We start from the raw sequence: 12,407 nt of genomic DNA, 5'->3' as shown, positions 1-12,407 counted from the left end.
TCGATACGCTACGGAGCAGCAAGAGTCACCTCAGATCCCCGCACGAAGCCAATGACGCGGCGCTCGCCCACGCGCAGGCGGGGAGGCGTGCGCGCCACGAGCGAGGTCCCCTGCGGGGTATAGCCACCCACGCCATCAAGGACCTCGAGGTTGCCGGAAAGGGAGAGGCGCGCGGGAGCCACGGCATCCACGCGGCCGGTGTTCTCGATAACGATGTCCAGAGCGCCTCCCCCTGCATCCACCAGGCGGGAGACGAACTGTGGGGCAAGAGATTCACCTCGCACCACCGCCGCGAGCGTGGGGAGGCTCCAGGCGTCTGGATCCCCTCGGTGGCCGAGCCGGAACCAGATGAGACCGGCGACGCCTTTCACGGGGCGCTCGCGCAGCTCGGTGAGGAAGCGGGCCACGTCTTGCGGCTCCACGGACAGGCGCGTCCCACTGCGCAGCCGCACGCGGTAGGTGGGGAGCGCCACGAGGAAGGGGCGGTCTGTGGCGCGGGCCCAGGCTTCGATAAAGCCCCGGGCCTCCTCGGGCGTGAAGAGCGTGGGGGCGCGCACGGCGTGCACCTGGAGGACAATGCCGTCGGGAATGGAGACCAGACGGGTGAGCGCTGACGAGGTACTCCACGTGGGCAGCGCCGTGATGGAGAGCGCCAGATCCCCGAGCGCTGTCCGCTCGCGCGCCAGCCAGTCCGCGTAATCAGCCAGCGCAGCGGTGGCACAGTCATGATCGAGCTCGATGCCTCGGACGCGAACTCCCTTGGCCCGCCAGGCTCTTGCGTGCGCGGCGACCTCCTGAAGGGAAATGCCCTCAAGCGGAGCCGTGCCGTCCACCCGCATCACCGCCACCACCTCGCGGCCACTGCGTGCCAGGGCCTCCACGTCCACCGCCACATCCACCGGAGTCCGAGAGGCTCCCGAGCGCTCACGAGCCAACACGCGGAGCGCACCCAGCTCCGCAGGAGCCTCCGCGATGGCCTGGACCAGCTCCGGGCTCCAGTCACGCTGCCAGACGTACGTTTCGTGAGCGAGGGCGCGAGGTGACGACGGGTCTCCCCGCGTGCAGGAGAGGCCGAGCACGAGGACGAGCACGCAGACCCACCCCCAAGCGCGTCGCGGTATCGAGGACACGGTCGGACCTTATCAACGATCGAACATTCACCCGAGCGCCTTCGCATCAACGAGCAACGATCCTCCCTCTCCCTCTGGGAGAGGGTCTGGATCAGACGTCTCGGGTTCCCGCCTGCGCGATCACTTCACGAGAAGGTCACGCGGTTGGATCTCACCTCCAAAGTGACGAGACACAGCGGGTAGGCAGAACATACCTACCGGGGCGGACCTTCCGCCTGAACGGCTGCTCAGTAGGGTGGCGGGCGTGTACGCGGAGCTGGTCTGCCGGTCGAACTTCTCGTTTCTGCGCGGGGCCTCGCACCCCGAGGAATTGATCCAGGCCGCTGCGGAGCGGGGACTGGCCGCGGTGGCGCTCGCGGATGCGGATGGGCTGTACGGGGCGGTGAAGGCGCACCTGGCGGCGAGGGACGCGGGCATCAAGTTCCTGCTGGCCAGCGAGCTGACGCTGATGGATGGCCCGCGAGTGGTGTTGTACGCGCAGGACGCGAGGGGCTACGCGAACCTCAGCCGGCTCATCTCGAAGAGCCGGATGCTGCACCCCAAGGGGGAGGCGGGCCTGCCCTGGCGCGAGCTGGCCGAGGGCAACGAAGGCCTTCTGGCACTGCTTCCGCACCCGGTGCCCGTGGAGCGAGTGGCGCCACTGGCTGAGGCCTTCTCAGAGCGCTTCTACGTGGGCGTCTCCCGCTCACTGTCCTCGGGAGATGAGGCGCGGGTGGCGCAGACGAAGGCTCTGGCGAGGGACCTCGGAGCGCCTCTGTGCGCGCACAACGACGTGCATACGCACGACCGAAGCCGCCAGCCGCTGCAGGACGTGCTCACGGCCATCCGGTACAAGACAACCCTGGGGCAGCTCGGGACGCGACGGTTGCCCAACGCGGAGCGGACGCTGAAGGGGCCGGAGGAGATGGCGCGGCTGTTCGCGGACTGCCCGGAGGCGCTCGAGCGCACGCTGGAGCTGGCAAGCCGCTGCCACGCGACGCTGGACGGACTGCGCTACCACTTCTCGGAGCAGGATCTGCCGCCGGGACAGTCGACGTCGAGCTGGCTGCGCGAGCTGACGTACCAGGGGCTCCAGGTGCGCTACCCGGGAGGCGTTCCGCCTGAGGTGGTGAAGCAGATCGAGCACGAGCTAAAGCTCATCGCGGCCCTGGACTTCGCGGGGTACTTCCTGGCCATCTGGGACATCGTCCGGTTCGCGCGCTCGCGGGGGATTCTGTGCCAGGGACGGGGAAGCGCGGCGAACTCGGCCGTTTGCTACGCGCTGGGCGTCACGGCGATTGATCCCGTGCGAATGGGGCTGCTCTTCGAGCGCTTCCTGAGCATGGAGCGCAAGGAGCCGCCGGACATCGACGTGGACTTCGAGCACGAGCGGCGCGAGGAGGTGCTGCAGTACGTCTACGAGAAGCACGGCCGGGACCGAGCGGGGATGGTGTGTGAGGTCATCTGCTACCGAGGGCGGCTGGCGCTGCGCGAGGTGGGCAAGGCGCTTGGGCTGTCGCTGGACCAGGTGGACCGGCTGGCGAAGACGGCGGGCTCCTACGGCGGCGAGATGGGGCCGGAGCTGCTGAAGGAGGTAGGGCTGTCAGCGGATGACCGGCGCGTGAGGCAGACGCTCGCGCTGGCGACGGAGATCGAGGGCTTCCCGAGGCACCTCTCCATCCACGTGGGCGGGTTTGTCATCACCCGCGAGCCGCTGGTGGAGATGATCCCCGTGGAGAACGCGGCGATGAAGGGCCGCACGGTGGTGCAGTGGGAGAAGGACGACCTGGAGGCGGTGGGCGTCCTGAAGGTGGATCTGCTGGGGCTCGGGATGCTGACGGCCCTGGCGAAGTGCCTGGCGCTGATCAAAGAGCACCACGGGCGCGAGCTGTCGCTGGCCACGATTCCCGCGGAGGACCCGGCCGTCTACGAGATGCTGTGCAACGCGGACTCGATCGGGGTGTTCCAGATCGAGAGCCGGGCGCAGATGAACATGCTGCCGAGGCTGAAGCCTCAGTGCTTCTACGATCTGGTGGTGGAGATTGCCCTCATCCGGCCGGGACCGATCGTGGGGGACATGGTGCACCCGTACCTGCGAAGGCGCGAGGGGCGGGAGCCGGTGGAGTACCCGTCGGAGGACGTGAAGCGGATTCTGCAGAAGACGCTGGGGGTGCCGCTCTTCCAGGAGCAGGCGATGAAGTTGGCGATGGCGGTGGCGGGCTTCACGCCAGCAGAGGCGGACGGACTGCGGCGGGCGCTGTCTCACAAGCGCGCGGAGGAGCGGCTGGGGCCGTTCCACAAGCGCTTCGTGGAGGGCGGCGTGGCACGGGGGTACACGCCCGAGTACGTGGACACGCTGTTCCGCCAGTTCCGCGGGTTCGCGCACTACGGCTTCCCGGAGAGCCACTCGGCGAGCTTCGCGCTGCTGGCGTATGCCTCGGCATGGCTGAAGTGCCACTACCCGGCGGCGTTCACGGCGGCGCTGCTGAACTCGCAGCCGATGGGCTTCTACGCACCGCACACGCTGGTGGCGGATGCGCAGCGGCATGGCGTGAAGGTGCTGGGCGTGGACGTGAACTACTCGGGGTGGGACTGCACGATGGAGGAGGGCGGGGCGCTGCGGCTGGGCCTGCGGATGGTGCGAGGGCTCCAGGAGGCAGCGGGACGGCGGGTGGAGTCGGCGCGGCAGGGCGTGCGCTACGCGAGCATTGGAGAGCTGGCTCGGCGGACGAGGGCGCCTCGGCACGAACTGGCGCGACTGGCGCTGTCGGGGGCGCTGGGGAGCCTCAGCGGCTCACGGCGGGACGCGCTGTGGGAGATCCAGGCACTGGGCCCGCTGGAAGAGACGGACCTGTTCTTCGGGATGGCAATGGACGGGACGACGGTGGAGCTGCCGCAGATGAACGTGGCGGAGCGGGTGAGCAAGGACTTCGAGACGGTGGGCGTGTCGCTGGAGAAGCACCCGCTGGAACTGCTGCGGCCGGTGCTGCGCAAGCGAGGCGCGGTGACAGCAGCGGGGCTGGAGCGGGTGCGAGCGGGGGCCCGAGTGGCAGTGGGAGGGATGCTCATCTGCCGGCAGATGCCGCCGACGGCGAAGGGGTTCTGCTTCCTGTCACTCGAGGACGAGACGGGGATCGCGAACCTGGTTGTGCCACCGGACGCGTACGCGCGATTCCGCAAGGACATCCACGGCGCGCTGTTCCTGGTGGGACAGGGGACCCTGGAGAAGACAGGGAAGGTCACGAATGTGAAGGTGCAGCAACTGGAGCCGCTCGCCTCCGCACTCCCGGGGTAGTGTTGGAGGGTGACGTCTGAGGAGCTCATCGCGCTCGCGCATCGCTTCTACCCCTCGGGTCTTGAGGGCAACGATCCCCGTTACGATGCCTCGGAGGCGTTCCAGCGGTTGATCGCCGCGCGAGAGTCCGCCATGGCAGATTCCCAGGTTTGGGACTCCTTCTTCCAGCGCCTACGCGACGCATTGCCTGGATGCCATACCGAGAACTGGTCGACGCTTCGCTATGACGCATGCCGGAGGTGCCGTGTTTACCTTCCTGGCACCACTCCGACGTCGACGGAGGTAAAGGCCGTTGTCGGCCTCGTGAGCATTCTCGCGCCGGTATACGCCATCTACGCATCCCACCAGTTCCAGACCTCCAGGTCGGTAATAAGGCGCCTGAGAAAGTGCAGCTCATCGACTGCCTCTTCACGGACAACCGTTGGTAGCGACTTCGAAACCGCTCAGCGAACGACGAGCCGGGCGCGCTGGGTGGCCGGACGCACCCGGGCGGTGGTGCCGGCGTTGAAGGCGAGGAAGTCTTCCTCGACGCCGTCGCTGAAGATGACGCCCCCCGAGGGCATCCGTGACTCCACCTCCAGCTCTTGCTGCGCGCTGACGAACCCGGCCACCACGCTGGCCGCCGAGTGCCGGCTGATGAAGGGCTCGCGCACCACGAAGGCCAGCCGCGGATCCTCCCAGGAGAACCGCCACGGCTGGCCCGGCTGCCCCCCCGTCGCCTCCGTGAGTCCCTGGGCGAGCGTGAACACCGAGGACAGCCAACCGCTCGAACCCGCCCCCGTGGAGACGATGATGCCGCTGGAGGACTGGGACTCGGCGTGGCGCTCGTAGTGCAGGGTGTACCGGGCGGAGACGTGGGTGCGCGCTCCGAGGAACAGGTCATTGAACCCAAGCAGCCGCTGGCCATCGCTCAGCACCACCTCAGCGAGCGTCACTTCGCGGAAGCGAGCCTGATCCTCCAACACATGACGCACCGCCACCCGCGCCTTGTCGACACCGAAGGGCAGGAGCACGCCGTCGAAGCGCTCCGGGTCCGGGTTGACGCCGACGATCGGCTGCGAGCCCACGTACTTGGCAACGTTGGCCACCAGGCCGTCCTGGCCCACCGTCACCACCAGTTCCTTGCCGGTGAAGAGGAAGGTGGGCACCAGCGAGCGGTCCACCTGTTGCACCGGTAACCCGAGCTCCAGCAGCTTGTGAAGTGCGTCCAACGAGCGGCGATAGGTGTCGTCCTCCCGCGCGTAGTCCTCGAAGTCCTGGCCGGCGTGCTCCAGATAGAAGCGCGCCTGCGAGCGCGTGTTGAAGCGCTCCACCAGCTCGGCGAGCCTCGTCCGGCGGGTGACGAGGACGATCTTCTCGTACTCAGCCATGGCGTGCCTGGTTCCCCGACGGGCCCGAGAGCAGCGAGCGCAGCAGGTCTGGAGACACGTTCAGCTCGCCAATCTTCCCCGCGTTCTCCGCCATCTCACGGAAGGCGAGCGCGATGTTCAGCTTGGGATCGTTCCCTCCACCGGCCGCTGCCATGAGCACCTTCCAGTCCACGTCCCGCACCGGGGCGAGCGTCTTCTCCAACGCGTAGGCCTTGGCCTCGGCGGCCTTGCGCTCGTTCTCGCTCCAGCGCTCCATGAAGGCGGCGCGCTGCTCCTCCACGGCGATGTCCGCGGCGATCTGCGCCTCGCGGATCTGCCGCTTGCCGGCCTCGACGGACAGCTCGGTGGCGATCTCGCTCTCCTTGATGCGCCGCTCCTGCTCCACGGCGGCGTTGCGGCGGGCGTAGATGGCCTCGTCCGCGCGCCGCTGGAGGGCCTCACGTGCCTCGGCCTCAAGGGCCCGCGCCATCTCCGGAGTGGGGCGCGTCGAGAGGAGCGCGAAGCCCTGCACCTCCACACCGAGCATCCGTACCGCCTCGGTCTCGCGCAGCGCCGCGAGCACCTTGCCTTCAATGGTTGCCGCCTGCACGAGCACCTCGCGCAGGGGCATGGACTGCACCACCGTGCGGGCGCGCACCTGGACGATCTGGACGAGCCGCTCCTCCAGCTTCGAGGGATCTTCCGAGGCGTACTCGCCCGAGGGCTTCACCGAGTAGTCCAGCAGCCCAGCGAGCAACTTGGGGTCCGCGACGCGATAGGTGAGCTGACCCTGGAGGGTGACGGCCTGGAAGTCCTGAGTGATTTCATTGAAGACGAAGGGCACGTCCGAGCTGGAGAGCGGCACGGCGACCACGGTGGTCGTGGGAGCCCAGTAGAAGAAGGAGAGGCCGGGCCCCTCGCGCTTCACCCGCCCGTCCTTGAACTGCATCACGTACTTCGTTGGCGGCGCCTTCATGTACCGGATACTCATGACCCAACCCCCTCATCTTCGTGTTTTGACAACACCAACATAGTGTCAAAACAACACTGATGCAACCAGAAGTGGAGCCGCTGCCTCCCTCTCCCTCTGGGAGAGGGCTGGGGTGAGGGTCTTCCCCACGATGTGGGTAGCGCGTGGGGCCAACTGATTGTGCACAAGAGCCGACGACCTGACAGGGGCTGAAAGTCAAGGGAGTTGACTCGTGGAGTCATCTCCGGGCAAACCACTTCGGAGGGAGCTGTCGTGAACATCGGGAGTGGGACTTGGCGCATTCAGAAATGAGCCTCGGAGAGCTTGTTGAGGCATTCGCCCAGCATGTAGCGGCACAGACCGACGCAATCTCTCGTGGCGATGCCAGGACGGGAAACAAGCACGCAAAGCGTTATGTTGCTCTTTTCGAAAGGCTGCGTAGTCATGGTGATGCTGGGCGGGCCGCACTTGCCGATTTGTTCACGCACCCTCGTATGGATGTTCGGGTTGCGGCTGCCGCGCACTTATTCCGTTATCGGACATCAGAGGCCCAGGCCGTTCTGCAAGAGATAGCAAAGGGAGAGGGGCTTGCGGCTTTTGAAGCATCAGAGTCGTTGATGCGGTGGGCAGATGGCACCTGGGAGCTGGACCCTGCGTAAACTGGTTACTGGTACCTGTTCCATGAGGAAGACAGAGGTAAAGAAGCTCTTAACGGAGCAACTCATCGAGAAGGCCAGGAGCCTTTCGGCCGAGAGGTGGCGTGCCATTTACGCAGGCAAACCCAAAGAAGGAAATCGCATGTTCGATCTTCTCGTTGCGATTCGCAGAGAGTTACGAAAGCGAGGCATGGAAGCCCAGAGCCAGTTGTTAGCGTTGCTCGATGATCCAGATCCAGGGACTCGTTGCTGGGCTGCGGTATCCGTTTTGGAGTTTGCACCGGACGAGGCGGAACGAGTGCTTACCGAACTCGCGAGAAGCGCTGGCGGTCTGGTTGGCTTCTCGGCGGAGTGGACACTTGAGGAGTGGAAAGCAGGTACCTTGAAGCCTCTTTGATGTCGCTGAACAAACCGACGCCATTTGGTGGGGCTTCCCTCAGCAGGAGGCCTGGCCTGTACGTGGGTGATACGGGCGGATATGGCCTCCACCTGGACGCAGCGCTCAAGGCCGCCTTCACGTGTCGAAGCGAAAGGGGGTCTGGCCGATGGAGGCTCGCGTTGCGAACTGCTGACAGAACTTATTCAGTTCAGAGTAGGGGGCAGTCGGCAAAACGTCCCGGAACTCCAAATGGGTCACCAAGCAGAAGAGCGTGACCTCCAGATAGCTCAGGTCCCGATGTGGCGGGAGTGCGGCGAGCGTGGACCTCGCGTTTTCCTCCAGCCAGGACATCATGTTGACCAGCCCCTTCCTCATCTTCGCGTGGTGAGCATTACTGTCGTTGACGCCGGCCGCCTTAGACATGATCAGCGTCACTTCTGTCGCCATGGCCTGGAGAACGAGCTCCTGCGCATTGGCAAGCAACGGCTCGTCGAGCTCTTCCGGCCATACCACGCGGGGTCTGTGACTCGACTGCCGCCAGAGCTCGCGACAGATATTGAGAGCGCCGAACCAGATACCTCGGGGCGTCTGCAACGAGGGTATTCTTAGCGCGGGGTTGCCGCCGTAGTCCTCCGGAGCGGAGGACATGAGATCGCGCACCACCCGAAAGGAGTAGTCGATGCGCATCTCCGCAGCGAAGATCCGCGTGACGCGCGTAAAGTGTGAGCTCGAGCGGCCAATGAGAACTGGTTTCGGGAGTTCTTCGTGCGCAGTTTGCATACTTGCTCCTCCGATCCGGGGCGACTGTAAGAGTGTCCCTTCATCGTGCACAAGCCGGAAGCGCTGCGGGCACGAGGCATTGAAGCGCAGCGACCGTCATTGGGAATTCAGTATTGGACGAAGCGGCAGGACGCAGGCAATTCGTGTAGGTTCGAGGGATGCCACGCGCTTCGAGTGACCTCGTTCGGCAGATCCGCAGGCGGCCCGGCATGTACGTAGGAGGTACGGGCGGCTACGGCCTTCACCGGTTGCCGCTGCTCCTGCTTCAAGCGGGGACCCTTGCTGCGAGCGAAGGTCGCGGTGACGAAGTGAGACTCCACTTCGGGCTCGGCGGCTCCTGCTCGTTCTCCTTCAATGGGCCCTTGTGGCCGTCACGCCTGATGTCCGAGCCTCCCCCAGGGGACTCGTTGGCTCGCCTGTTCACGCCGGCTGACGCCGACCTTCGTGCTCCCCGTCCGGACGGTGCATCTGAGACATCCCTCTTGGTGTCTCCCTACGAAGACCTCGCGATCGTCAATGCGCTCGCTTCGGAACTCGAGGTCTCCCTTTGTTCTGAAGGGAGGACCTGGCGGCAGGTCTTTCGATGCGGAGAGCCGGTGGGCCTGGTCCAAGATCTTCCTCACACGAAGAATGGGCGTCCGTCATCCAAAGGTACGCACATCCACTTCGTGCCGGATTCCTCCATCTTCGAGCGGCCCCGGTTTTCCATCCCGGGGTTGTCTTTGCGGATGGAGGAACTGGCCGCTCTGCACGAGTGTGTCTCCTTCCGGCTGCGCGACGACGTGCACCAGGTTGAGACGCACCACCGTTTCGAGCGAGGACTCGTGGACTACACCGCACGGATCTCCGAGCCGGCCCTCCCACTCCATGCTCCCTGGAGCTTCGAGGGGCGCCACGAATCGACCCGGGTCCGGCTCTCGATCCAGTGGTGTGGAGCACCGGGGAATCGGGCGCTGTCTTGGGTGAACCAGCTCCGAGCGAGCGGGGGATCGCATCTCGAGGGGCTGGTCCAGGGGCTTCATGGTGCGCTCTATCACTACGCCGAGACGGTGGGACGCACGTTGGAGCTCTCGGTCTACATTCCTGCCGTGCTCCTGGAGGGGCTCACGGTGTTGCTCGATGTCACGGTGCCGCGGCCGGTGTGGCTCGGCCCTGTGAAGGGGGTGCTCGCCGATGAGGAGTGTGAGTTCGCCGTGGCCCGTCTGGTTGAAACGTGGCTGAGCAAGCGATTCGAGGAGGAGCCGGTGGTCGCAGAACGGATTCTGGATCACGTCATCGCGCGCTACGTCGCACGCGGGTAGTACGTTAAGGTTCCGCCATGGGTCTTCTTCAAAGGGCGAGGCGGATGTTGCTCCTGGTTCTGGCGGCACTCGTCATCGCGTACGTGGGACTCTGCGTGTTGGTGTTCGTCAACCAGCGGCGGTTGGTGTTCCCGGTGCCACTGGGGGCTCGCGAGCCGATGCTGCCTGGAGCCTCGCTCCTGCGTATCCCCGGGCCGGAGGGCTCGACGGTGTACGCGCTGCACGTGTCCGCGCCTGCCGGGGCCCCGACGGTGGTGCACTTCCACGGCAACGGTGAGCAGCTCGCGGACGAGCAGTGGCTGGCGCAGCGCTTCCAGGAGGCGGGGCTCGGCTTCTACGCGGTGGAGTACCCGGGTTACGGGCTCGCGGTGGGGCAGGGGCCTTCCGAAGTAGGCATCTACGCGGCGGCCGAGACCGCATTGGAGCACCTGTATCGCGAGCTGGGCGTGCCTCGGGAGCGCACGGTGCTTCAGGGACAATCGCTCGGCTCAGGTGTTGCGGTGGAGATGGCGAAGCGGGGCCATGGTGCGCGGCTGGTCCTCATCACGCCCTACACCTCGATCGTGGACGTGGGCGCGCGGCTCTTCCCGTGGCTCCCCGCGAGCCTGCTCGTGAAGGATCCGTTCGACAGCGCAGCCAAGGCTCCTGGTCTGAAGCTGCCGGTGCTCATCATTCACGGGACTCAAGATGAGGTCGTTCCCGTGGACATGGGGCAGCGGATGGGGACCCTTTTCCCGAATGCCACCACGCGCATCCTCGAGGGAAAGCGCCACAATGACGTGCTCGACCGGCCGGCCATTCTCCAGGAGATGATGGAGTTCGTGCGCGACGGAGTACGGCCGGCGGCAACGCTTCAGCCTACGCCTTGAGAGGCGCGGCTCAGCTCACCAGCAGCCGTGCGTCGTCCAGGTCCATGTCGGCGATCAGGTCCACGCCGTTGCGCATGAGCCTCCGCGCCGCCGCCATGGCCCTCGGGCCGTGCGCGTTGTCCAGGCACCACTGTGCGTGCTCCACCAGCAGCGCCAGCTCGTAGGTGCGGCCCAGCGTCAGTGAGAACCGCCTCGCCCCGGCCTCCACCCCCGCCGGGTTCTCCATCGCCTTCATCACCCACGTCCGCGCCTTCTCCAGCGCGTCCTGCGCCGCCGCTACGCACGGTCTCAGGCCCGCGTCCTTCGCCGTCCCCAGCCGCCGCTCCGCGTCCGTGTACAGCGCCTCCAGCGCTCCGCCCTTCGCCATCGCCCGCAGCGTGTCCAGCGAGAGCACGTTCGTCGTCCCCTCCCAGATGGACAGCACCTGCGCGTCCGCCAGCACCCTCGGCAGCCCCGTGTCCTCCACGTAGCCCGCTCCGCCGAAGCTCTCCACCACCTCCGACGTCACGTGCACCACCTGCCGCCCTGTCGTCAGCTTCGCCAGCGGCGTCACCAGTCGCTGCAGCAACAGCTCTTCCTCTGTCGCCGTCCTCGCCTCCAGCTTCCCCAGCAGCTCCACCGCCCGGAACGCCAGCAGGAAGCCTCCGTGGAACTCGGCCTCCAGCCCCGCCAGCGTGTCCACGTGCAGCGGCTTCTCCGACAGCGGCGCTCCGAACTGCACTCGCCGCTTCGCGTAGTCCCTCGCCAGCGCCAGGGCCCGTCTCATGGTCCACGCGGAGCCCATCGCGTTCCACGTCCGCGTCACGTTCAGCATGGACGCCATGTTCCGGATGCCGTCCGTCAGCCCTGCCACCGGCACCGCCAGCGTCCCGTCCAGCGTCAGCTCCGCCGTCGGTACCTTCCTCGTCCCCAGCTTGTCCTTCAGCCGGTTGATCTGAATCCCGTTCAGCTTCCCGTCCGCCCCTCTCGTCTCCACGTAGAAGATGGCCAGCCCCTTGCCCCCGGGCCCGTTCCCCTCTGGCCTCCCCAGCGTCAGCGCCATCTGCGCCGTCGTCGCCGAGGTGAACCACTTCGTCCCGTACAGCCTCCACCCCTCGGGCGACTGCCTCGCCACCGTCTGCGTCAGCCCCACGTCCGAGCCGCCCGTCCGCTCCGTCATCCACTGTCCCGACGTCCAGAACGTCTTCGGGTCCCTCGATGTCAGGTGGGACAGGGCGCGTTGAATCAGCTCCTGATTCCCCAGGGCGAGCAGCGTCCTCGCCGCCCCATCCGTCATCGCCAGTGGGCACGAGTAGACGTCCAGCGACGGCTGCACCAGGTAGTTCAGCGCGAACTGGTGGATGCGCGAGCGGTCCCCGTTCTTCTGCTCGTACGCCACCGCCACCAGGCCCCGCTTCGCCGTCAGCGTCTCCGCCTCCTTCCACAGCGGAGACACCTCGATGTGGTCCACCCGGTGGCCCCAGGGGTCCCACTGGGTGAGCACCGGCTCGTTCAGCCGATCCCTGAGCTGGTACTCGTAAAAGTACCCGCCTCCCAGCTCGCCCAGCTCCTGGAGCTCATCCTCGAGCCCGACCCGCATGTCCCGCGGGAGCACTCGGTCCAGATAGCTCCGAAGCAGCGCATCGTCGTCGTACTGGTTTCCAAGCCTCGGGGGTTCCTGGAAGAAGCTCATACCAGGCAAGCTAGCATCGAGCGGGTT

The 12,407-nt window shown here is 66.3% G+C and carries 10 protein-coding genes; 5 read left to right on the top strand and 5 right to left on the bottom strand.

Annotated elements, in window-relative coordinates; all coding sequences use genetic code 11:
* Positions 1 to 8 precede the first annotated feature (8 nt).
* Complete coding sequence (locus tag F0U60_RS29150; RefSeq protein WP_395804439.1) at positions 9 to 1,091, bottom strand: DUF3142 domain-containing protein; 1,083 nt, start codon at positions 1,089 to 1,091, stop codon at positions 9 to 11.
* 274 nt (positions 1,092 to 1,365) lie between these two features.
* On the opposite strand from F0U60_RS29150, the gene F0U60_RS29145 reads away from it, so the two are divergent.
* Complete coding sequence (locus F0U60_RS29145) at positions 1,366 to 4,404, top strand: error-prone DNA polymerase (RefSeq protein WP_395804437.1); 3,039 nt, start codon at positions 1,366 to 1,368, stop codon at positions 4,402 to 4,404.
* A gap of 443 nt (positions 4,405 to 4,847) precedes the next feature.
* Here the strand turns inward: F0U60_RS29145 and F0U60_RS29140 are convergent, their stop codons facing one another.
* Positions 4,848 to 5,774 carry an NAD+ kinase gene (locus F0U60_RS29140; RefSeq protein ID WP_395804435.1) on the bottom strand — a complete coding sequence of 309 codons (927 nt, stop codon included), beginning with the start codon at positions 5,772 to 5,774 and terminating at the stop codon, positions 4,848 to 4,850.
* Positions 5,767 to 6,744, bottom strand: coding sequence for an SPFH domain-containing protein (locus F0U60_RS29135; RefSeq protein ID WP_395804433.1), 978 nt, complete (start codon positions 6,742 to 6,744; stop codon positions 5,767 to 5,769). The genes F0U60_RS29140 and F0U60_RS29135 overlap by 8 nt, the downstream gene beginning before the upstream one ends.
* Before the next feature lie 287 nt (positions 6,745 to 7,031).
* On the opposite strand from F0U60_RS29135, the gene F0U60_RS29130 reads away from it, so the two are divergent.
* Entirely contained in the window at positions 7,032 to 7,382 is a 351-nt protein-coding gene (locus tag F0U60_RS29130; RefSeq protein WP_395825505.1) for a DUF2019 domain-containing protein, read from the top strand.
* A gap of 22 nt (positions 7,383 to 7,404) precedes the next feature.
* The gene (locus tag F0U60_RS29125; RefSeq protein WP_395804431.1) at positions 7,405 to 7,776 is read left to right on the top strand and encodes a DUF2019 domain-containing protein; all 372 of its coding nucleotides are present in this window, start codon (positions 7,405 to 7,407) and stop codon (positions 7,774 to 7,776) included.
* Between the two features lie 117 nt (positions 7,777 to 7,893).
* Here F0U60_RS29125 and F0U60_RS29120 read toward each other — a convergent pair whose 3' ends face one another.
* Positions 7,894 to 8,538 (bottom strand): glutathione S-transferase N-terminal domain-containing protein, encoded by a 645-nt coding sequence (locus F0U60_RS29120; RefSeq protein ID WP_395804429.1) that lies wholly within the window; start codon positions 8,536 to 8,538, stop codon positions 7,894 to 7,896.
* Between the two features lie 668 nt (positions 8,539 to 9,206).
* On the opposite strand from F0U60_RS29120, the gene F0U60_RS29115 reads away from it, so the two are divergent.
* Positions 9,207 to 9,839, top strand: a complete 633-nt coding sequence (locus tag F0U60_RS29115; protein WP_395804427.1) for a hypothetical protein — start codon at positions 9,207 to 9,209, stop codon at positions 9,837 to 9,839.
* A 44-nt stretch (positions 9,840 to 9,883) separates the two neighbouring features.
* Positions 9,884 to 10,708: an alpha/beta hydrolase gene (locus F0U60_RS29110; protein WP_395804425.1), complete on the top strand. Its 825-nt coding sequence runs from the start codon at positions 9,884 to 9,886 to the stop codon at positions 10,706 to 10,708.
* A gap of 10 nt (positions 10,709 to 10,718) precedes the next feature.
* On the opposite strand, the gene F0U60_RS29105 is transcribed toward F0U60_RS29110, so the two are convergent.
* The gene (locus tag F0U60_RS29105; RefSeq protein ID WP_395804423.1) at positions 10,719 to 12,380 is read right to left on the bottom strand and encodes an acyl-CoA dehydrogenase family protein; all 1,662 of its coding nucleotides are present in this window, start codon (positions 12,378 to 12,380) and stop codon (positions 10,719 to 10,721) included.
* Positions 12,381 to 12,407 lie beyond the last annotated feature (27 nt).

The sequence above is a fragment of the Archangium minus genome (assembly GCF_044360475.1).
Classification (GTDB): domain Bacteria; phylum Myxococcota; class Myxococcia; order Myxococcales; family Myxococcaceae; genus Archangium; species Archangium minus.
Note: the sequence above shows the minus strand (reverse complement) of the source record. Positions and strands in the feature narration are given on the sequence as shown.

What these genes read in the sequence shown, in the direction of transcription:
- F0U60_RS29140 (WP_395804435.1), bottom strand. Translation starts at nt 5,774, where the DNA reads ATGGCTGAGTACGAGAAGATCGTCCTCGTCACCCGCCGGACGAGGCTC.
- F0U60_RS29135 (WP_395804433.1), bottom strand. Translation starts at nt 6,744, where the DNA reads ATGAGTATCCGGTACATGAAGGCGCCGCCAACGAAGTACGTGATGCAG.
- F0U60_RS29130 (WP_395825505.1), top strand. Translation starts at nt 7,032, where the DNA reads ATGAGCCTCGGAGAGCTTGTTGAGGCATTCGCCCAGCATGTAGCGGCA.
- F0U60_RS29125 (WP_395804431.1), top strand. Translation starts at nt 7,405, where the DNA reads ATGAGGAAGACAGAGGTAAAGAAGCTCTTAACGGAGCAACTCATCGAG.
- F0U60_RS29120 (WP_395804429.1), bottom strand. Translation starts at nt 8,538, where the DNA reads ATGCAAACTGCGCACGAAGAACTCCCGAAACCAGTTCTCATTGGCCGC.
- F0U60_RS29110 (WP_395804425.1), top strand. Translation starts at nt 9,884, where the DNA reads ATGTTGCTCCTGGTTCTGGCGGCACTCGTCATCGCGTACGTGGGACTC.
- F0U60_RS29105 (WP_395804423.1), bottom strand. Translation starts at nt 12,380, where the DNA reads ATGAGCTTCTTCCAGGAACCCCCGAGGCTTGGAAACCAGTACGACGAC.